Origin of the sequence: Streptococcus cristatus (assembly GCF_003943465.1) — a bacterium.
Classification (GTDB): Bacteria; Bacillota; Bacilli; order Lactobacillales; family Streptococcaceae; genus Streptococcus; species Streptococcus cristatus_C.
The window spans coordinates 17661-41209 of sequence record NZ_RJPR01000011.1 but is presented as its reverse complement, the minus strand read 5'-3'; the positions used below and the strand labels follow the sequence as shown (position 1 = coordinate 41209).

12 protein-coding genes and 1 pseudogene are annotated in these 23549 nt (G+C 41.8%); all 13 read left to right on the top strand.

The window, feature by feature from the left end; all coding sequences use genetic code 11:
• Positions 1-2 precede the first annotated feature (2 nt).
• The 13 genes and pseudogenes from D8793_RS09855 to D8793_RS09795 all read left to right on the top strand — a co-directional run bounded on the left by D8793_RS09855 (position 3) and on the right by D8793_RS09795 (position 23527).
• The gene (locus tag D8793_RS09855) at positions 3-584 is read left to right on the top strand and encodes a CPBP family intramembrane glutamic endopeptidase (RefSeq protein ID WP_125371715.1); all 582 of its coding nucleotides are present in this window, start codon (positions 3-5) and stop codon (positions 582-584) included.
• Positions 585-660: 76 nt separating this feature from the next.
• The gene (locus D8793_RS09850; RefSeq protein WP_125371714.1) at positions 661-1149 is read left to right on the top strand and encodes a hypothetical protein; all 489 of its coding nucleotides are present in this window, start codon (positions 661-663) and stop codon (positions 1147-1149) included.
• Positions 1149-2969, top strand: coding sequence for a VirD4-like conjugal transfer protein, CD1115 family (locus tag D8793_RS09845; protein WP_125371713.1), 1821 nt, complete (start codon positions 1149-1151; stop codon positions 2967-2969). The genes D8793_RS09850 and D8793_RS09845 overlap by 1 nt, the downstream gene beginning before the upstream one ends.
• 17 nt (positions 2970-2986) lie before the next feature.
• On the top strand, positions 2987-3229 hold the full coding sequence (locus tag D8793_RS09840; RefSeq protein WP_003094402.1) for a hypothetical protein: 243 nt from the start codon (positions 2987-2989) through the stop codon (positions 3227-3229).
• Between the two features lie 16 nt (positions 3230-3245).
• Positions 3246-4100 carry a VirB6/TrbL-like conjugal transfer protein, CD1112 family gene (locus tag D8793_RS09835; protein WP_125371712.1) on the top strand — a complete coding sequence of 285 codons (855 nt, stop codon included), beginning with the start codon at positions 3246-3248 and terminating at the stop codon, positions 4098-4100.
• A gap of 61 nt (positions 4101-4161) precedes the next feature.
• Complete coding sequence (locus D8793_RS09830; RefSeq protein WP_125383882.1) at positions 4162-4515, top strand: PrgI family protein; 354 nt, start codon at positions 4162-4164, stop codon at positions 4513-4515.
• Entirely contained in the window at positions 4493-6823 is a 2331-nt protein-coding gene (locus D8793_RS09825) for a VirB4-like conjugal transfer ATPase, CD1110 family (protein WP_260471127.1), read from the top strand. The genes D8793_RS09830 and D8793_RS09825 overlap by 23 nt, the downstream gene beginning before the upstream one ends.
• Positions 6820-9624 (top strand): phage tail tip lysozyme, encoded by a 2805-nt coding sequence (locus D8793_RS09820; RefSeq protein ID WP_125371709.1) that lies wholly within the window; start codon positions 6820-6822, stop codon positions 9622-9624. The genes D8793_RS09825 and D8793_RS09820 overlap by 4 nt, the downstream gene beginning before the upstream one ends.
• 138 nt (positions 9625-9762) lie before the next feature.
• Positions 9763-10767, top strand: a complete 1005-nt coding sequence (locus D8793_RS09815; RefSeq protein WP_125386914.1) for an Abi family protein — start codon at positions 9763-9765, stop codon at positions 10765-10767.
• Between the two features lie 239 nt (positions 10768-11006).
• Positions 11007-15932: pseudogene (locus D8793_RS09810) on the top strand (SspB-related isopeptide-forming adhesin).
• Entirely contained in the window at positions 15933-16127 is a 195-nt protein-coding gene (locus D8793_RS09805) for a calcium-binding protein (RefSeq protein ID WP_125371708.1), read from the top strand. It abuts the pseudogene before it with no gap.
• On the top strand, positions 16111-16662 hold the full coding sequence (locus tag D8793_RS09800) for a hypothetical protein (RefSeq protein ID WP_125371707.1): 552 nt from the start codon (positions 16111-16113) through the stop codon (positions 16660-16662). The genes D8793_RS09805 and D8793_RS09800 overlap by 17 nt, the downstream gene beginning before the upstream one ends.
• 49 nt (positions 16663-16711) lie before the next feature.
• On the top strand, positions 16712-23527 hold the full coding sequence (locus D8793_RS09795; RefSeq protein ID WP_125383880.1) for a helicase-like domain-containing protein: 6816 nt from the start codon (positions 16712-16714) through the stop codon (positions 23525-23527).
• Positions 23528-23549: the final 22 nt, after the last annotated feature.

Below are 23549 nucleotides of genomic sequence, written 5' to 3'. Positions count from 1 at the left end.
AGATGAAACGTTTAGTAGTCATGTACGGGGCCATTCATGTCAATGTACTCCTAGTGAGTTTGTACCTAGTTGGTTGGCTAAATGGGGCATGGTTAACGGTTTTACAAGTGATGTTTTTAGCCTTGTTATTGTGGAGTTGGAAAAGGTTTAAGATACCTGAAAGAAACCTATCCTTGAAAGAGCGGGTGCTTTGGATTATTGGAGGTCTTGCTGTGATGGTAAGTATTGCTCTTGTCATGAGTGCTATATTTTCAGAGAGTGAGACGAATCAGGAAATGGTAGTGACTGTTCAAAATCAAGTACCAATGTTACCTTTTATCCTCTTTCTCCTTAACGCCAGTGTGGTGGAAGAGGTTTTCTATCGTGAACTTTTGTGGGGAGTCTTGTCTAAACCAATAACTCAAGTTGTGTTAACGAGTTTCCTCTTTGCTTTGGCTCATCACCCATCTAGCCTATTCACTTGGGGGCTTTATGGGAGTTTAGGCTTGGTATTAGGCTTGGTTAGATGGCAAACAGATTGTGTAACGTCTACTCTTGTTCATCTATTCTGGAATGGCATTGTCTTTATCTTGTCTTTGGTGTGATACTAAAATCAAGGGTTCTTTCGTATCATGAAAGCACCCTATTGTTTTTATGGGGAATCACATAAAGGAGGGAATTATGTCATCCGAACAACAGGAACGCCAGGCCGTTCAATACGCTGAGCGTAGTACCATGTTTACGGTAAAGGTTCTTCTCAAACTCTTAGAGTGGTCTGCTAGACATGCTCTAGCACAAGACTCAGCTTATAAGATTGGGGTTCAAAAGTTAGAAGAACTCCTTCAAAGTCCCTATGCTATTGAGTCGCTTAATATTGCTAAAGACATCTTGGATAGACCCGTTGATGTGGCGAAATTTAAGGAGTTAGTGGAATCAGAAAACCTTCCGATTGCTATTAGTTGGCAGGGCGATTACCTCCATTTCTATGCCAAGGATAAATCCTTGTTAGACAAGCACTTAGAGGTGTTGCTTCAGAATTTGGTTTCCAATCCAGAAAAACTGCAAGGCTTAACCCTTGATAAAACGCTTGATGAGGAAATCGCTAAAGCCAAGGAACAGATTGTGATGCTAGAGGCGTCTGCCGTTAAGGCCAAGGAGGTGACCCTCTAATGTACTCTGGGAAAAAAGCCATTAGCTTTGGCGTCCTAGGGCTTGCTTTAGGCTATTTCTGTCATCGTCTAGTCTTGCTTTATGACAGTCTCCCCAATCAACCGCCCTTAGAACGCTTTACCTATCTCTTAGGAGAAGGGCAGAATCAGGTCTTAAATCCCCTGTGGAATGGTAACTTCACTGGAAGATCGGTTTTGGGCTTTTGTTTTGGGTTTGTGACTATGGGGTTTGTTTATCTTTACGTTTCAACTGGTCAAAAGGTTTACCGGGAGGGAACTGAGTATGGCTCTGCTCGCTTTGGCAATAGCCATGAGCGTAAAGCCTTTATCAGTAAGAATCCTTTTAACGATACCATCTTGTCACGAAACGTTAGGCTAACCCTGTTAGAAAAGAAAGCCCCACAATTTGACCGAAACAAGAACCTTGTGGTTATTGGTGGGTCAGGGGCAGGAAAGACTTTTCGTTTTGTAAAACCCAACCTGATTCAGCTCAACTGTTCCAATATTGTTGTTGACCCTAAAGACCATTTAGCAGAAAAGACAGGGAAGCTCTTTTTAGAGAATGGCTATCAGGTTAAGGTCTTAGACCTTGTAAACATGACTAACTCTGATGGCTTTAACCCCTTTCGCTATGTGGAAACGGAGAATGATTTGAACCGTATGCTTACGGTCTTTTTCAATAACACTAGGGGCAACGGTAGCCGCAGTGACCCTTTTTGGGATGAAGCTTCTATGACCTTAGTCAGAGCGATTTCCTCTTACTTGGTGGACTTTTATAATCCTCCAGGTAGCACCAAGGAAGAAACAGACAGACGCCGCAAGCGTGGCCGTTACCCAGCTTTTTCAGAAATTGGAAAACTGATCAAGCTTTTATCCAAAGGGGATGATCAAGATAAGAGTGTCTTAGAGGTTATGTTTGAGAACTATGCTAAGACATATGGGACAGAAAATTTTACCATGCGTAACTGGGCAGATTTTCAGAACTACAAGGACAAGACTTTAGATTCGGTCATTGCTGTGACGACTGCTAAATTCACCCTCTTTAATATCCAATCTGTCATTGATTTAACCAAACGTGACACTTTGGACTTGAAAACATGGGGGACGCAGAAAACCATGGTATATCTCGTTATTCCAGATAATGACACTACCTTTAGGTTTCTCTCAGCCCTCTTTTTCTCTACGGTCTTTTCAACCTTAACCAGACAAGCTGACGTGGACTTTAAGGGACAACTGCCTATCCATGTCAGAAGTTACCTAGATGAGTTTGCGAATGTCGGTGAAATCCCAGACTTTGCGGAACAAACCTCAACAGTTCGTTCACGGAACATGAGCCTCGTTCCTATTCTTCAAAATATCGCCCAACTTCAAGGGCTCTATAAGGAGAAGGACGCATGGAAAACTATTCTTGGGAACTGTGACAGTTTGCTTTATCTTGGTGGCAACGATGAAGAGACCTTCAAGTTCATGAGTGGTCTCCTAGGCAAACAAACCATTGATGTGAGAAACACGAGTCGGTCGTATGGCCAGACAGGGTCTGGCTCAACCTCCCATCAAAAAATCGCAAGGGATCTCATGACCCCTGACGAAGTGGGAAACATGAAACGAGATGAGTGCTTGGTGAGAATTGCAGGTGTTCCAGTCTTTAAGGAGAAGAAGTATTTCCCATTGAAACATGAGAACTGGAAATACCTTGCGGACAAGGAAACAGATGAGCGTTGGTGGAATTATCAGATTGACCCACTAGAAACACAAGAGCCTCCGTTTGAACCATCAGAACATAAGGTTAGGGATTTAAACACAGAAAGCACACTATACTAATAGAAATGAGGAATCATATGAATCAAAAACTAACAGGCTTTGTTTATGGCGTGGACGCTAGTTCCATGTTTGCCCAAGCCATGGCACTTTTACAAAAAGGAATGATCGCGACAGGAGCATTTCTTGTTGTGATGGGCATTATTAACTTGTCGACCAATATCAAAGATGGTGGACCAGGTGTCCGCAATGCCATCTTAGAAATTGTGGGTGGTGTCATGGTAGGTGCCGCGGGTGCCTTCATCACCCAGATTACCATTTAGGAGGGCTAGGTATGACATGATCAACACATTACCTTCAGCTCTTGTCTTTCTAGCCTCGGAGAAAATTTCAAGCGATAGTCTTTTTGAAGGCTTTAACGTGGACTTGGAATCGACCGCTAACTTGGTTAAATCCCTTGCGGATTATAACCCTACGGTGTGGTCTTATATGTCAGCCATCACAAAGGGTATCATGGAGCCCTTGGGAGTGGCTATTTTAGCAGTCGTTCTCATTCTTGAGTTTTCTAAGATGTCTAAGAAAATCGCCAACTCAGGTGGAGCCATGACTTTTGAAGCCATTGCCCCTATGATCGTCTCTTATATTATGGTGGCTGTGGTGATTACCAACACCACCGTGATTGTGGAAGCCATCTTAGCTGTTGCTTCTCATATCATTGAAGGGGTAGCAGGAGTCGTTTCCAAAGGGGGAACGGCTTATGAGACAATTTCAGGACTAAAAGGCTCAGGAATTATTGGAAAACTCATTGTCGGCTTCTTTGCCATTTTGATATGGCTGGTGCGATTGATGAGTGTCATGGTAGTGAATCTCCTCATTACCATTCGGTTTATCCAACTCTACCTCATGATTCCTTTTGCGCCCCTAACGATTCCGACCTTCCTCAGCGATGACTGGCGAAGTGTTGGGATTGGCTACCTGAAAAATATCATGGTCTATGCCCTCCAAGGGGTCTTGATTTTCTTAATCATCTCTCTTGTTCCCCTCTTTGAATCAGCAGGGAAGCTAGCTCTCTCAAATGGAGCAGGGGTGATGGAGACTGTAGCGACCGCCTTTGGTGGCTTAGTTCAGGCTATTTTGTTAATCATTGCCTTGGTGGGCAGTCAACGGACTGCAAGAAGCATTCTAGGCATGTAAGGAGGATTGGGAAGGACGTTCCTCCCAATCTTTTTTCATACTCATATTAGATTGGAGTCTTATGAATACACGTGTTTTTAAGGACATCACAAAAGTCCAACACAGGGCTTGGTTGGGCTTTACCACCCGACAAGTCATCTTTGTTTTGCCAGCTATTGCTATGACCATACTTATCCTAGGATTAAACCTCTTTTACTGGCAATTTGGGGATTGGTTTGTCTATGGGCTTATCTTTACCTTTACCATTCCCCTCATGTTATTTGGGGTCTATCGTCCCAATGACCTCCCCTTTGAAACGTATCTTAACTACCGATGGCATTATGAAATGACCATCCCAGACCGTACACTAACAGGACAGAAAGGAATGTACCGTGAGAAAAACAAACCGCTCAATGAAACCAAAGACCTCTTCTAAGGATAAGAAGTCAAGTAAACCAAAAGCAGAGGTCTTGCCAACAACCGCCAATACCCTTCGCTACCAAGGGCTTTTTCCCAATGGTCTCATGCAAGTCACTCCTGATTATTTTTCCCAATCTTATCTTTTAGGAGATGTCAATTACCAAACAGTGGGACTTGAAGATAAGGGTGCTATTATGGAAACTTATTCGGACTTGATTAACAGTTTGGATGATAAGACCAATTTCCAACTCACCATTTTTAACCAAAGGGTCAACTTGGATAAATTTAGAAAAAGTGTCTTATATCCCTTACATGAAGATGGATACGATACCTACCGAGAGGATCTGAACTGTATCATGGAGAATAACTTAGAAGCCGGTGAAAATAACTTTTCAGCCATTAAGCTAATTTCTTTTGGGAAGTCAGAGCAAAATCCTAAACTGGCTTATCGCTCTCTTTCTCAAATTGGCGAATACTTCAAGAGTGGGTTTTCAGAAATAGACGCAGGATTTAGCTTGTTAAGTGGTGAGCACCGTGTGAACCATTTGGCAGATATGTTGCGAGGGGAAAATCATCTGCCCTTTAGCTATCAAGACCTGGTGCGTTCAGGACAAACGACCAAGCACTTCATAGCCCCAACCAGTCTATCCTTCAAACACAAAAATCATATCAAAATCGATGATCACTTATTACAGATTGTTTATGTTCGTGATTATGGGATGGAGTTGGGAGATAAATTCCTTCGTGAACTCATGCAGTCGGATTTGGAAGTGATGATTAGCCTCCATGCTAAAGGCTCAGCCAAGTCAGAAGCCATGAGCAAGCTCCGTACCAAGAAGACCTTAATGGAATCGCAAAAAATTGGGGAGCAACAAAAGATGGCACGATCTGGTGTTTATCTTGAAAAGGTTAGTCAGGTTATAGAAAGCAACATTGATGAAGCCGATGAGCTGATTAAAACCATGACCCAAACAGGGGACAAGCTCTTTGATACCCTCTTTTTAATTGGGGTCTTTGCGGATAACAAAGACCAGTTGAAGCACTCGCTTGACATCATCAAACAGGTGGCAGGTTCTAATGACCTCGTTATTGACAATCTTTCCTACATGCAAGAAGCGGCCTTTAATAGCTTGTTGCCACTTGGAAAGAACTATCTTGAGGGGGTATCTCGGTCTCTCTTGACCTCAAACATTGCCGTGAATTCCCCATGGACCTCTGTTGACCTGCAAGATAAGGGTGGGAAGTTTTATGGCATTAACCAAATTTCAAGTAATATTATCACGATTGATCGAGGAAAACTCAATACCCCATCAGGTCTTATTTTAGGGACATCAGGTGCTGGTAAGGGGATGGCGACGAAGCATGAAATCATCTCAACCAAGTTAAAAGAAGCAGAGAGTGATACTGAAATCATCATTGTCGATCCTGAAAATGAATACAGCATTATTGGCCAAGCCTTTGGTGGGGAAAGCATTGACATTGCGCCTGACTCTACCACCTTCTTAAATGTCTTAGATTTATCCGATGACAACATGGATGAAGACCCTATTAAGGTCAAATCTGAATTTCTTCTCTCTTGGATTGGGAAGCTCTTGGACCGAAAAATGGATGGTCGAGAGAAATCGCTGATTGACCGTGTAACACGGCTCACCTATAAGCATTTTGACACACCGTCCTTGGTGGAATGGGTCTTTGTCCTTTCTAAACAACCTGAACAGGAAGCCAAGGATTTGGCTCTTGATATGGAACTCTATGTGGAAGGGTCACTAGACATCTTTTCACACCGCACCAACATCAAAGCCGATAGCCATTTTCTCATTTACAATGTCAAAAAATTGGGAGATGAATTAAAGCAAATTGCCCTTATGGTCATCTTTGACCAGATTTGGAATCGTGTAGTTAAAAACCAAAAACGTGGCAAGAAAACTTGGATTTACTTTGATGAAATGCAGCTTCTGTTGTTGGATAAGTACGCTTCTGACTTCTTCTTTAAGCTCTGGAGCCGTGTCCGTAAGTATGGGGCAACCCCAACAGGGATTACTCAGAACGTGGAAACCTTACTTCTTGATGCCAATGGTAGACGCATTATCGCTAATAGCGAGTTCATGATTCTTCTAAAACAAGCTAAAAGTGACCGAGAAGAATTGGTTCATCTTTTGGGCTTATCTAAAGAGCTTGAGAAATACTTGGTCAATCCTGAAAAGGGTGCTGGGCTGATTAAGGCAGGATCAACCGTTGTTCCGTTTAGGAACAAAATCCCACATCACACCAAACTCTTTGACATCATGAGTACAGATCCAGAAAAAATGAGGGTTGAACAATGACACGAGAACAACAGAATGTCAAGGAAGCCCGTAAAACCTTTCAGAGTAGTTTAAAAGTTAGCCGTATCCATTACCGTAGGGAGAAGAAGGGGTTGAAACGCTTCCTTCCTAAACGACGCTTTATCATGCGCCGAGCTGAAAAAGCTGAAACTAGAGAGCAACGACAGGCCTTAAAACAGACCTACCAAGAGGAGAAAGACCTAGCGACAGATACCTTTAAGGAAGACATTTCCTATGTGTCTCCCAGATGGCTAAAACGTAAGGAAATCAAGAAGCATCGACTTCCTCAAGCCAGACAGCGTCTAGCAGTCGCGAGAAAACACTTGGCTGAAGTCAAGGTGGCAGAAAAAGAGGAGAAAGCCACTTCTAAGTTTACCTATCAGAAAGAGCCAGGAGAACCAAAAACATCACGTTTCCAATTTCAGAAAGAGAAATCTCTTGAAGACCTTCAGGCAGAAAAAGAGGTTAGATCAGCTAAACGTGACGTGAAGCAACTGAAAAGAGCCTATCAGGCCAAGAAACCCTCAACCAAGGTCAAACGAGGGTTACACTATGTTGCTTCGGAATCACTGGATTTAGTTGCTCAAGATGATGACTTAGAGGGTATCCGAACTGTCAAGGATTTGAGCATAAAAAGCAGACGTTACGGAAGATTTACTTATCAGTCAGGAAAACTGCTGGTGAATAGTGGACAGACTGGTGTGCGTTTCACAAAGGCTAAAATCTCCCATGGGAAGGAACGGTATCAAAACTTCAAAAAGGGGAAAGGCTTCACTCGTCAGAAACCCCTAAAACCAAGAAGACGTTACCACACTTTTATTAAACGAGCTAGAAAACACAGTGTGTCGGGACTAAAGGGGCTTATTCAAGCGATTAAGAGTAGCTTGAATTTCTTTTCAACGATTGTTCTTAATCCTATGACTTGGGTAGTGTCTGGTCTCTTGTTTGTCTTTCTTCTGATGATGAGTTTTGTCATAGGAATCTCAGGAACTACTCTTATTCAACAGGACGAGAGTGAGCTGACAAAAGCTTATACACACATGACGTGGGAAGATGCGGAAAATACTCGGACCAACGCCACTGGCATTACCTACTACACGAAGATTGATGAGGTCATGGCCTTTATGAACCTTAAGTATCAGGATTATGCTTTGGAAGAAGTCATGGAAGAGGGGAATAAGACCTATGAAGCCTATCTCAGTCAGCTTTGGCAGGACTTAAACGGTGGGGAGTCTTTGAAAGCCATGCTTGAGTTGACCAAAGAACCTACCTATAAACTCTCTGATGACGATAGGGAAGATTTAAAAGAATTAAGTGAAGAAGGCACCTATCTTGCCCTCCAAGAATTAGATAACCCATTTCAAGGCCAGACTGAAAATGATACGCTTACCATGACGGTTCGCTATGGCTATGAGGTGATTGATGACAAGCCCACGCTTCATCACCATATCATTTTAGAAGCTAAAGTAAATCAAGTGATTGTAGCTCCCATGGATGGCAAGGTTTCCCTAGATGGAGAGAACATTATTCTGACATCAGGTAAAGGTCTAAACAAATCTCAACTGACCTTATTTAATGTCCATACCGGTCGAGTGACAGATGGTCAGAAAGTTCAAGTAGGAGATGTTATTGGCCAAACTAAGGATGGTGCTGGTCTTAAAGTGACCTATCAAAAGGTTGACGATGATTCAGAGAAACTGGTTTACGTCAATCCAGCCTTTTACTTCCCAAAGGTCATTCAACTGCAAACGACAATTCTCCCTACTATCGGTCAATTTGGTGGAGACGAGTTTGCGAGGGCTAAAGTCATCTATGAGTATTTGAAGAGTCAAGGAGCGACCAATCAAGCTATTGCGGCTATTTTAGGGAACTGGTCGGTAGAATCGTCCATCAACCCGAAACGAGCAGAAGGCGACTATTTGACTCCTCCTGTTGGAGCGAGTGCTAGCTCTTGGGATGACGAGGGGTGGCTATCCCTTAATGGACCAGCTATCTATAATGGACGATACCCCAATATCCTAAGACGTGGCTTAGGCTTAGGGCAGTGGACAGATACAGCAGATGGGTCACGCAGACACACCTTATTATTAGTATATGCCAAACAAAAGAATCAGAAGTGGTATGACTTAGGCTTACAACTGGATTTTATGCTCCATGGGGATAATCCTTACTATACCAACTGGTTAAAAGACTTTTTCAAAAATTCAGGAAGCCCAGCCAACCTCGCTCAACTCTTTCTCATTTACTGGGAGGGCAATAGTGGGGATAAACTCTTAGAACGTCAAACAAGAGCCACCGAGTGGTATTATCAGATTGAGAAAGGCTTTAGCCACCCCAGTGGTGGAACCGCCCAAAGTGATCCAAAAGCTTTGGCAACTGTTCGAGGAGACCTTTATGACAATTCTATCCCAGGTGGTGGTGACGGAATGGGGTATGCTTATGGGCAATGTACGTGGGGAGTGGCAGCACGTATCAACCAACTGGGCTTGAAACTTAAAGGCAGAAATGGTGAGAAAATCCCAATCATCAGTACCATGGGTAATGGTCAAGACTGGGTAGCCACAGCAGCACGCCTTGGTGGTGAAACAGGCAAGGTACCAAAAGCAGGAGCGATTGTTTCCTTTGCGGGAGGTGCTCATGGAACACCTGCCGATTATGGTCACGTGTCGTTTGTCGAGAAGGTTTACCCAGATGGCTCTTTCCTTGTCTCAGAGACCAACTACAATGGCAATCCCAACTATACCTTCCGTAAATTATCAGGAGTGGATAGCACGATTAGCTTTGCTTATACGACAAAATAGAAAGAATAAGTTAACAAGTATATTTTTGTTAGCTTATTCTGTTTTATAAATATTGTGATAAAAATTCTATCTTTCAATTTTAAATATACGCTTAGCGATATGGTATAATAATTGTGAAAGGTGACTGAAGATTATCAAATGGAAACAAATGTTGAAAAAATTAAAAAAGAGTCAAAAACTGGTTTGACCTCTTCGGGTTTAGTTGACCATATTTTGAAAAATCATAAAATAGATATTCATGATGTCGACTCTATCTCACTCTTAAATATGGGCTATTATCATGGATATAAGCGATATAGATTTGTTAAGAAAGCTAATTCAGGTGGTAAGCTATCAATTACTTCATTTAAGGAAATTGTAGCAATCTATCAGTTTGATATGGAGCTAAAAGGCCTATTTTATCCTATTGTAATGCTAGTTGAAACAGCATTAAAAAATAGAACGATTGATTCATTAGTTGCAGAATCTAGTAGTGGGATAGAAGATGTATTAGATAATCAATTAGCTTGCTACATAGATTATTCTGGTGACACTGAGAAATATGCTAAGAAATTCCTACAGTATAATGAAACAAAGCAAAATATACTGGATACAATTGAATATTACTCAGACAAAAATGAAGTAATAAAACATTATTTTGATAGTGACTATCAAATTCCTCTTTGGGCGTATTTTGAAGTTATTACTTTAGGACAATTTAGTAGATTTTTAGGATGTTTAGTCAAATCAAGTCGTGAAAAATTGAACCAAGATTTTACGATTATCCCTAAAAGGTCGAATTCACTTGAGTTAGTTGTTAATTCTCTGATTGAATTAAGGAATGCTACTATGCACAANAGTGCCATTTTTGATGCCAATTTCTCAAGTGGTGTGTCTAAAGCACTAAAAAGACAGATAAAACAAGATTTAGGGTTATCAACATTCACTTGTGTATTTATTGAGGATTATTTTATTTTACTTATTTGGATTTTGAACCTTCTAAAATTTGATTCAGGGATTCTTATTGAATACATCAATCAATTTAATGAGATTGTTGAAAGATTCGATAAATCCCTAGATAATCGTGATATTTTCTTTAAGATTATCAGTACAAATAGAAAAACGTCGATTCAACAATTAAGTAAATTTATTGACAAAAAATGAATTTAGTGGTAGTATGATATTATCGAATTGGGGCGTGCTAGTCATGTCTGGGAGGGTCTGATGCGTCAGTCCTCCCATTTTTTATTTATAAGCAATTTTCAGAGGTTATCGGTAGTGCTACCGATAGCTTTTTTCTTTGTCCTTTTTTTGATGTGATACCAAAATCAAGCCGTCTTTTTTATGATGGGGAGAGAGTGACAGATTGTTACTACTTATCAAAAGAAAAGAAGGACTTTTTTATGACCAAACAATGTCATCATCACTTTTTAGTCAATCAGGAAAAGGCAGAAAAGCATGTCTTCCGTAAAAGTAAGAAGTATCGGACACTTTGTTCGGTAGCTCTTGGAACCATGGTGACGGCTGTTGTCGCTTGGGGTGGCCAAGTAGCACAAGCTGACGAAGTGGTAACACCTTCGCTAGATAAAACCGTTCAGTTAACGGAAAATCCTGCGACTAATTTACCCGAAGCTCAACCCACACCAGTTGCTGAACAGACCGCTAGTCTTGCCTCAACTGGTCAATCAGATGGCGCTATCACAGTTACTGTTCCTCATGATGTTGTGACAAAGACGGTCAATCAAGCTACTGCTGAAGGGGGTACGACCATTCAGGATAAGCCTATGGATTTGGGAAACACAACTTCTGCGAGTGAGACCAGTAAACAATTGGATAAGGCAGAAGCAGACGCTGCGAAACAGGCTGAGGACATCACTCGGGTGACAAATACCTATAAAGCTGACAAAGCCGCTTATGAACAAGATAAAACTCGTGTCGAAAAAGGAAATGCTGCGTTGGTTGCTAGTCATAAAGAAGCTACTAAAGCAGGAAAGGCCTTGAATAGTTCAGTAGATACCACGGCTTCAGAAGTGAAGACTCAGGACAAGTCTGCGAACGTGACTATTACAACTCAAACCGTTCCGTCAGGAGAGGGATCAACTGTTTCAGGTTATCAGGACTACATATCTGCGGTAGCTGCTATTGATAAACAAAACAAGGCTAGTCTTGCGGACTATATCACGAAAAAACAAGCCGCAGATGCCATTACCGCAAAGAACTTAGCTGTTCAAAAGGAAAATGAAGCAGGTCTTGCGAATGCAAAGGCAGAGAATGAAGCGATTACTAAACGCAATCAAGCTGGACAAAAAGCGATTGATGATGAAAATAAAGCAGGTCAAGCTGCTGTGGATACCTACAATAATAACCAACAAAAATTGGTGACAGACCGTGAAGCTGAGATTGCTGCTATTATAAAACGCAATAAGGAGAAAGAAGAAGCTGCTAAGAAAGAAAATGAAGCCATTGATGCCTACAATGCCAAAGAAATGAACCGATACAAACGTGACTTAGCTGACATCTCAAAAGGAGAGGAAGGTTACATCTCACAAGCTCTTGCTCAGGCTCTCAACTTGAACAATGGGGAACCGCAAGCCCGCCATTCAGCTGACACGAGAAACCCTAATCGCATCATTGCTAAGGGTGACGCCATGCTTGGTGGGTATTCTAAAATCCTAGATTCTACTGGTTTCTTCGTCTATGATACCTTTAAAACTGGAGAAACCCTTTCATTCACTTATCAAAACCTTCAAAATGCGAGTTTTGATGGTAAAAAGATTACCAAAGTCGCTTATGACATCACAAACCTAGTGTCTCCAACTGGGACGGATTCTGTACAATTAGTTGTGCCTAATGACCCAACAGAAGGCTTTATTGCCTATCGTAATGATGGGACAGGGAATTGGCGAACCGATAAAATGGAGTTTCGTGTCAAAGCCAAGTATTTCTTAGAGGATGGCTCGCAAGTCAGCTTTACCAAGGAAAAACCAGGTGTCTTTACCCATTCCTCACTTAATCACAATGACATTGGCTTATAGTATGTCAAAGACACATCAGGCAAGTTTGTACCTATCAATGGCTCAACCATTCAAGTGACAGATGAAGGCCTAGCACGTTCACTTTCTTCAAACCGTGCTAGTGATTTGAACCTCCCAGAAGAATGGGACACCTCTTTTAGCAAGTATGCTTACAAGGGAGCGATTGTCTCAACCGTCACATCAGGCAATACCTACACCGTGACTTTTGGACAAGGCGATATGCCCCAAAATGCAGGACTGACCTATTGGTTTGCCTTAAACACCTTACCTGTTGCACGAACCGTCAAACCTTATAGTCCGCAACCACATGTGACCCCAAAACTAGACCCAGTCCCAGAGCCGATTAAGGTTGTGCCGAAAACCTTTACGCCAAAGACTTTTACCCCAGAGCCACCTGTGAGCTTTAAGGAAAAACCATTAGAGAAAGTCACTCAGCCTAGCCTAACACTTACCAAGGTCACCTTGCCTAAAGACCCTACGCCAGAACCGTTACCAAAAGCACCACAAGTGCCAACGGTTCATTATCACGACTATCGTCTGACAACGACCCCTGAAATCATGAAAAAAGTGGTCAATACCGACCAAGACAATCTTCATGACAAAACTATCGCCAAGTATTCGACAGTTATTTATCCTTTAATAGTTGACGTTTTTTCTTCAAATCGTGCCAAAACAACTACCCTTACGTTTGAAGATTACCTTCCAGCAGGCTATGCCTTTGATAAAGAAAAAACACAAGCAGAAAATGAGAATTATACGCTTACCTTTGATGAAGCTAAGAACTTTGTGACCCTGACTGCCAAAGAAGCCTTGCTTCAAGAGGTCAATCAAGATCTCACTAAGTCTTATCAACTGGTGGCTCCTAAACTTTATGGCAGCCTTCAAAATGATGGGGCTACCTATTCCAATAGTTATAAGCTCCTCATCAATAAGGGAACGTCAAATGCCTATACAGTGACCTCTAACGTGGTGACCGTTCGTACACCTGGTGATGGGAAAATCACTAGCCGTATTACTCCTCAAAAACGCAATGAGAATGAAGACGGTGTGGTCATTAACGATACGGTGGTGGCTTTAGGAACGACTAACCATTACCGTTTGACCTGGGATTTAGATCAATATAAAGGTGATACCTCTTCTAAAGAAACGATTGCTCGTGGTTTCTTCTTTGTGGATGATTACCCAGAAGAAGTCTTGGATTTGGTGGATAAAGGAACAAGTATCACCACTCTTGATGGTAAAGCCGTATCAGGGATCACTGTTAAGGCCTATGCGTCGCTGTCAGAAGCTCCTAAAGACCTTCAAGATAAACTCGCTCATGCCAAGATTTCTCCTAAAGGAGCTTTCCAAATCTTCCAACCTAACGACAATCAGGCTTTCTATGACCAGTACGTTAAAACAGGAACCTCTTTGAACCTTCTCACCAAAATGACAGTCAAAGACAGACTTTATGGTCAAACTAAGACTTATCGAAACAAAGCCTACCAAGTTGATTTTGGGAATGGCTATAAAACAAATGAGGTGACCAATACCCTTGTCAGCCCCACACCTAAGAAACAAAACCTTAATAAGGATAAAGTGGACATCAATGGAAAACCGATGGTAGTGGGTTCACAAAACTACTATACCTTGTCATGGGATTTAGACCAATACCGTGGCATTAAAGCTGATAAAGCTCAAATCGCAAAAGGCTTCTACTTTGTGGATGACTATCCTGAAGAAGCTGTGCTACCAGATGACACAGCTATTCAACTAACGACATCTAACGGCAAGGCTGTCATAGGTGTTACGGTAAAAAACTACACGAGTTTATCAGAAGCCCCTAAACCCCTACAAGCAGCCTTTGAGAAACGCAAGATTGCGCCTAAAGGAGCTTTCCAAGTCTTTGTGGCAGAAGATCCACAAGCCTTTTATGATTCTTATGTGACCAAAGGCCAAAACATTACCATCGTTACACCGATGACAGTTCGTGAGGAGATGCTTAATTCAGGGAAGTCTTATGATAACGTGGCTTACCAAGTAGACTTTGGGCAAGCCTATGAAACCAATACGGTGACCAATCACGTGCCAAAGGTAAATCCTCATAAGACCAATACCAATAAAGAGGGAGTGTCAATTGATGGCAAAACCGTTCTTCCTAATACCGTAAATTACTATAAGATTGTTCTGGATTATAGTCAGTACAAGGACTTGGTAGTGACGGAGGATACCCTTTCCAAAGGTTTTTACATGGTAGATGACTATCCTGAAGAGGCACTTAGCCTAAATGCAGATGGTGTTCAAGTGATGGATAAGGCAGGAACTCTTGTCAAAGGGATTTCGGTGAAAGCCTATGCCTCATTGTCAGAAGCGCCTAAAGTGGTTCAAGATGCTATGGCCAAACGTCAGTTCATACCAAAAGGAGCCATTCAAGTTCTAAGCGTTGATGATCCACAAGCCTTTTACGAAACCTATGTTAAAACTGGTCAAACCTTAGTGGTGACCCTTCCAATGACGATTAAGAATGAGCTGACAAAGACTGGTGGGAAGTATGAAAACACCGCTTATCAGATTGACTTTGGTTTGGCTTATGTGACAGAAACAGTGGTCAATAATGTGCCAAAACTAGACCCACAAAAAGATGTGGTGATTGATTTGTCACAAAAGGAGAACAGTCTTGATGGAAAAGAAGTTGCCTTGAATCAGGTCTTTAACTACCGCTTGGTGGGAGCACTTATTCCTGGTAATCGTGCGACACCACTCATCGAATACCGCTTTGACGATGATTACGATGAAAGCCATGACGACTATAATGGTGTTTACAAGGCTTATACTGTGGTAGATGTCAGTCTAAAAGATGGGACGGTTTTACCAAAAGGGACAGAAGTGACTAAGTACACGCTACAACATGTCGACACGTCAAAAGGAACGGTTACCATCAGTTTTGACAAGGAATTCCTAGAAAAACTAGCAGAAGAATCCGAGTTTCAGGCAGATGTTTACTTGCAGATGAAACGAATCGCTTCAGGTGAAGTAGAAAATACGGTACTACATACCGTCAATGGCTACACCATCAGTTCAAACACGGTTAAAACAACTACTCCTGAACCAGAGCCACCAACTCCGAATCAACCAACACCACCCCAACCACCTATTCCAACACAAGAACCACCAGTTCCAACACAAGAACCACCAGTTCCAGCAAGTGTCTTACCAAATACAGGAGAGAGTCAATCTCTTTTGGCGCTTGTCGGTGGAGGCCTTCTTTTAGGCTTAGCTTACGGCCTTGCTAAACGCAAAATGGAGGACAACTAGATGGAACCAAAAAGCATATATACGAGAGACTCAGACCAGGATGGTTTAACGGATGCTCAAGAGTTAGCACTAGGGATTAACCCTTTTAGTAGCGATAGTGATAGCGATGGACTAACAGACCTTGAAGAAGTCCAACGAGGCTTGGAACCCTGTCAACATCAACGGAAGGAAAGCAGTTATGACTTGGACCTATGAGACCATCTCAAACCTACTGTCTGAGATGTCACGAGAAAACTATGAAGACATGGTCAAAGCCTTTCTATCCATGGAATTAAGTATTAAAAATAAGTCACTCCTTGATACGCTCTATCAAGACTTTATGGCCATTGATGACTTGTCTTTAGTCAGTGATGACTTACGCCTAAGAGCAGATGGTTATCAGGAACAGCTTCAAGAAGAACTGACAGACTTGTTAGATAAACTCTACCGAACAGGGGAGGGAACTAGTTTCATCATGGAAGTGATAGCGTCCAACAACATTTTGGACACCCTTACTCAATATGAGGTGTTGGATGAGGACGACTATTCGTCTCTCACCTTAGAAACCATGCAAGACATTATTCAAAAGGATCTGTCTTTAACGAGTCAAGATTATTTTGGAGATGTGACCTACCTTGCCTTGCAGAAAGATTTGTTAGACCAGAAAAGCCATTTCTTACAACAGTATGTGACGACTTTAATGGATAAGTTGCCACAAGGAAAAGACCAAAGTACCTTGGTCCTAGACTAAAGCAGTGGGCTGAGAACTTTTCTCAGCCCTTTTTTGTTTGGAGGAAACAATGAATCAAGAATACTTATTACAGATGTTGCGAGCGACCATTCCTCGTGACAACAATCTATTAGAAACATTCTTACGCTATCAGTCGGAACACTTTGATGAACCATGGGATAATTTACTCCTTAACTTTATGACTCAAAAGGACAAGCGACAATCGCCTGTTCAGGTGGTAATTTTTGAAACTGAAGTTTCTGCTTTTGTACAAGCCAGTACCTCTGAGGAAATGAGTGATTTAATAACGTACACCCAGACCTTTGGACAAGCTGGTCTCAAAAAACTTACTCAATTAACGGATGAGGAAAAAGCCTTGGTGATTGAAGTCGCCCTCTTTAACCTAGCCACTCGCTTTCAGCTCTTAGACCAAGAAGGAGCCTATCAGTCCATTTCAGTAGCTTCTCTTTTGGATAAAGGCAATGCTGCTAACTTAGTCAATGTCTACCGAGTCGCCAATAATTTGTCTGACCGTATTAGCCGTGACATTGAACAATTTCTCCTCACCTATGACCCTGAAATAATAAGCACTCAGGACCATGTTGAGGAAAAAGAGGAGTCTATTGAAGAAATAGTCATTCCAGAACCTTATCAGGACATCGCCTTTCGTGAAGAAGAGGGTATCATCATTGCAAATCTTGAGGAAGAGTTATCACAACTAGATTTGCGGACAGGGCAAACCAAACATCTACCAGCCTATCAGAATTTGAACTTAGCTCAGAAGTTTGAGATACTGAATCATTTTGACCAAGTGCGAAATAGTCGTCCAAAACTGCCAAACCTGAGACGTGGGGAATTTGACCATGAAATGGAAATGACCCCAATCTATGAGAACGATGAACTATTAACCTATTTAGAATCAGATGGGACGGTCTATGACCTACAACGTCCCCTAACACCTCAAGAAGAAGTGTTCTTAACTGAAATGGGTCAAGCGATTTTAGTAGAAAATACTGAAAAATTGACCAGTTTAGGGATAGATTTTGCTGATTTTGAAGAACATCAACGTAGGGTGCTGATAGATGCAGCAGGGCGTTTCCATTTGAAGAATGCAGACCTCGCCTTATTGGGTGGCTATCCCAAAGCAACCGTCACTCAATTAGCCCTTGTGACAGAATTGCTTCAAATGGGACTACCGCATGATAAGGCAGAGTTTTTCTTGACCAGTCAACTAGACTTAGAAGAAGCAAGACCCATTGCCTACGCCTTCTTACATGAAGAACTCACTCTTGAAGAAGCTAGAACCTTTGAAAGGGACAAACAGTCCCAACCAGACGTATCCTTTAGAGACTGGAGAGAGCGGTTAACAAAAACAGAATCTGAAATCATCATGCCTCAAGAAACACCTCAAAATCCTATTGTAGAAGAAGTCCTTAAACGCTATCCAATTGACTCCATGGTGACTTACAAAGGACAGGACTTTAAGGTGATTGCCATAGAAGAGTCAGGTGTTAATAACCTGATTCGGATTGAACTACGAAATGATTTCACGAATCTGATTGAACAAAATCCAGTTCTTTTCCTACGGACATTAGAGGAGATCACTCAGGCTCTCCATCTTCCTTCTGTCGAAGAAAAAGAAGAAGTGGAACAACCTAGCCAAGAATTAGACCTCTTTTCCTTTAAGGAAGATGATGAGAACCAAGAAGACGTTTTTCAAGAACCAGTCATAGAAAGGGAAGTAGAAAAATCTGAAACTCTTGAAGAAGAGATTGATTCAGAGCTTTCTGAAGTCATTGAGATAACACCAACCACTGATTTTCACTTTCCAGAAGATCTGACAAACTTTTACCCTAAGACAACTAGAGATAAGGTTGAAACGAACGTGGCTGCCATTCGTTTGGTAAAAGCTCTTGAAGTTGAACAACGCAAAGCAACCCCAAGTGAACAAGAACTCCTTGCCAAATACGTGGGCTGGGGAGGACTAGCCAATGAGGTCTTTAATGAGTATAATCCTAAGTTTTCTAAGGAACGTGAGGAATTAAAGACGCTAGTTACAGATAAAGAATACTCAGACATGAAACAGTCCTCTTTAACTGCCTACTACACAGACCCACTCTTAATTCGTGAGATGTGGAATAAACTAGAGTGTGATGGCTTTACAGGTGGAAGAGTGCTAGACCCTTCTATGGGGACTGGGAATTTTTTTGCGGCAATGCCCGAACACTTGAGAAAAAATAGTGAGTTGTATGGAGTTGAATTAGACACGATTACAGGAGCTATTGCCAAACACCTTCATCCGAATAGCCACATTGAGGTGAGAGGCTTTGAAGCAGTCAATTTTAATGAGAATAGTTTTGACTTGGTTCTTTCAAATGTACCCTTTGCCAATATCCGTATTGCGGATAATCGCTATGATAAACCCTATATGATTCATGATTACTTTGTCAAAAAATCATTAGATTTGGTGCATGATGGTGGGCAAGTCGCTATAATTTCCTCCACAGGAACCATGGACAAACGGACAGAAAACATTCTCCAAGATATTCGTGAAACAACTGATTTTCTTGGTGGCGTCCGTTTACCAGATACTGCCTTTAAGGCTATTGCAGGAACGAGTGTCACAACGGATATGTTGTTCTTCCAGAAACATATGGACAAGGGCTATCAAGCAGATGACATTGCTTTTTCAGGTGCCATTCGTTATGACAAGGATGACCGTATTTGGCTCAATCCTTACTTTGATGGGGAGTATAATCCTCAGGTTCTTGGAAGCTATGAGGTTAGAAACTTTAACGGTGGGACACTTTCTGTGAAAGGCAATTCTGATAGCTTAATAGGAGATGTTCAAACTGCTCTTGAACAGGTTAAACCTTCTAGGGAAGTTGACCTTTCTGACATCTTCATCAATCCAGATGTACTGGCAAGACAAAACATTGATACCTCGATTCCGTCTGATATCAGAGAAACCTTAGACCGTTATAGCTTTGGCTATAAGGATTCGACGATTTACTACCGAGATAGTAAGGGAATCCGTGTTGGGACTAAGACAGAGGAGATCAGCTATTATGTGGATGAAGAAGGGAACTTTCAGGCTTGGGATACCAAGCATTCGCAAAAGCAGATTGACCGCTTTAATGACCTCAAAGTCACAGATAGCACCGCTCTTGATGTTTATGTGACTGAGGAAGCCACCAAACGTGGGCAGTTTAAGGGCTATTTCAAAAAGACGGTTTTCTATGAAGCTCCCTTATCTGAGAAAGAAGTGGCACGGATTAAAGGCATGGTCGATATTCGTAATGCTTACCAAGATGTTATTGCCATTCAGCGCTACTATGATTACGACAGAGATGACTTTAATCACTTGCTAGGAAAACTCAACCGTACCTATGATAGCTTTGTCAAACGCTTTGGATATGTGAATAGTGCTGTGAACCGTAACCTCTTTGATAGTGATGATAAGTATTCACTGCTTGCAAGTTTAGAGGATGAAAGTCTTGACCCAGCTGGTAAAACAGTTATCTATACTAAGTCCCTTGCCTTTGAAAAAGCCCTAGTTCGTCCTGAAAAGGAAGTGACGGCAGTAGCATCTGCTCTTGATGCACTCAATTCTAGTCTTGCGGATGGGCGTGGAGTAGATTTAGATTACATGATGTCTGTTTATCAGATAGACTCAAAAGCGACTTTGATTGAAGAATTAGGAGATACCATTATTCCAGACCCAGAACGCTATTTAAAAGATAGAGAAGTGGTTTATGTTTCTCGTCAGGATTTCTTATCAGGTGATGTAATCACCAAGTTAGAGGTTGTGGATTTGCTTATCAAAGAAAATAATTCAGATTTTCCATGGCAGCACTATCAAAACTTCTTAGAAGACGTGAAGCCACCACGTGTCACCCTAGCTGATATTGATTATCGGATTGGCTCACGTTGGATTCCTCTAGCCGTTTATGGGAAATTTGCCCAAGAAACCTTTATGGGACAAACTTTTGACCTGACTGACCAAGAAGTATCAACTGTTCTTGAAGTCAGTCCAATTGATGGCACTCTTTCCTACCAGTCCAAGTTTGCCTTCAGGTATTCTATCGCAACGGATAGAAGTCTAGGTGTGTCTGGTTCACGCTATGATAGTGGCCGAAAAATCTTTGAAAACCTTCTTAATTCCAATCAACCAACTATCACGAAACAAGTGGAAGATGGGGATAAGAAAAAGAATGTGACGGATGTCGAGAAGACAACTGTTCTTCGTGCTAAGGAAACGCAACTTCAAGACCTCTTTCAAGATTTTGTGGCCAGTTACCCAGACGTGCAACAGATGATTGAAGAAACCTATAATAGCCTCTATAACCGTACGGTCTCAAAAGTCTATGATGGTGGTCATTTAACCATTGATGGCCTTTCTCAGAACATTTCCTTACGCCCTCACCAAAAGAACGCTATTCAACGGATTGTGGAAGAAAAACGAGCCCTACTTGCCCATGAAGTCGGTTCAGGTAAGACCTTAACCATGCTTGGGGCAGGCTTCAAGCTGAAAGAACTCGGTATGGTACATAAACCTCTATATGTGGTGCCGTCTAGTTTAACCGCTCAGTTTGGTCAAGAAATCATGAAGTTCTTCCCAACCAAGAAGGTTTACGTAACGACCAAGAAAGATTTTGCGAAAGCCAAACGCAAACAATTTGTGTCACGCATTATCACAGGGGACTACGATGCCATTGTCATTGGGGATTCCCAATTTGAAAAAATCCCCATGAGTCAGGAAAAACAGGTCACCTATATCCAAGATAAGCTAGACCAATTGCGAGAAATCAAACAAGGCAGTGATAGTGATTATACGGTTAAAGAAGCAGAGCGTTCTATTAAGGGATTGGAGCATCAACTAGAAGAACTCCAAAAGTTGGAACGTGATACCTTTATTGAATTTGAAAATCTAGGCATTGACTTTCTCTTTGTGGACGAGGCTCACCATTTTAAGAATATCAGACCCATTACAGGCCTTGGGAATGTGGCGGGAATTACCAACACAACTTCTAAAAAGAACGTGGATATGGAAATGAAGGTCAGACAGGTTCAAGGAGAACATGATTATCGTAACGTGGTTTTTGCGACAGGAACTCCTGTTTCAAACTCTATTAGCGAACTCTATACCATGATGAGCTATATTCAACCAGATGTCTTAGAACGGTATCAAGTCTCAAACTTTGACTCGTGGGTGGGAGCTTTTGGGAATATTGAGAATTCTATGGAACTTGCCCCTACAGGGGATAAATACCAACCCAAGAAACGCTTTAAGAAGTTTGTGAACCTTCCTGAACTCATGCGGATTTATAAGGAAACAACAGATATTCAAACGTCAGATATGTTGGATTTACCTATACCTGAATCCAAAGTCATTGCGGTGGAGAGCGAACTCACTAAAGCTCAGAAATACTACCTTGAAGAGTTGGTTGACCGTTCAGACGCCATCAAGTCAAGCAACGTTGACCCTAGTGAGGATAACATGTTAAAGATTACTGGGGAAGCTAGAAAATTAGCCATTGATATGCGTCTCATTGACCCAGCCTATACCTTATCTGACAATCAGAAGATTATGCAAGTGGTGGATAACGTGGAACGGATTTACCGTGAGGGTAATGGAGATAAGGCTACACAGATGATTTTCTCAGATATTGGAACCCCTAAAAGTAAGGAAGAAGGGTTTGACGTTTACAATGAACTGAAGAACCTCTTAGTGGATAGAGGGATTCCCAAAGAAGAAATTGCCTTTGTCCATGACGCTAATACCGATGAGAAGAAAAACTCTCTGTCTCGTAAGGTCAATAGTGGAGAGGTGCGAATTCTCATGGCCTCTACGGAAAAAGGTGGAACAGGCTTAAACGTCCAATCACGTATGAAGGCTGTCCATCATTTGGACGTTCCCTGGAGACCAAGCGATATTGTCCAACGCAACGGTAGGTTGATTCGTCAGGGTAATATGCACCAAGAGGTAGATATTTACCATTACATTACCAAAGGGAGCTTCGACAACTACCTCTGGCAAACTCAGGAGAATAAGCTCAAATACATCACGCAAATCATGACCTCTAAAGACCCCGTACGGTCGGCAGAAGACATTGATGAACAGACCATGACTGCTTCAGACTTTAAGGCTTTGGCAACAGGTAATCCTTATCTCAAACTGAAAATGGAGCTAGAAAATGAGTTGACCGTTTTAGGCAATCAAAAGCGTGCCTTTCATCGCACCAAAGACGAGTATCGTCATACCATTGCTTACTGTGAACAGAACCTCCCTATCTTAGAGAAACGTCTCAGTCAGTATGACCGTGATATTGCTCAATCCTTGGCAACTAAATCCCTGGATTTTGTCATGGGATTTGACAATCAGACAATTAATAACCGTGCAGAAGCCGGAGACTATTTACGCAAACTCATTACCTATAACCGTTCTGAAACCAAAGAAGTCAGAACACTTGCGACCTTTAGAGGATTTGAGCTTAAAATGGCAACCAGAAGCCCTAGTGAGCCTTTGCCTGATATAGTGTCCTTAACCATTTCAGGCAGCAACCAGTATTCTGTCTCTTTAGACTTGAAATCAGATGTGGGAACCATCCAACGCATTACTAATGCCATTGACCATATCCTAGAGGATCAAGAAAAGACAGAAGAAATGGCCAATAACCTCAAAGATAAATTAACAGTTGCAAGGGTTGAAGTGGAAAAGGTCTTTCCTAAAGAAGAGGATTATCAGATGGTTAAAGCCAAATATGACATCCTTGTCCCATTGGTAGAACAAGAAGCAGAGGTTGAGGAAATAGATGTAGCACTAGCTAAGTTCAATGAAACGATCCAACCGCAACACGACCAACAACTTTCTCTTGATTTTTAAGAAAAAGGCTGACAAAAAATAG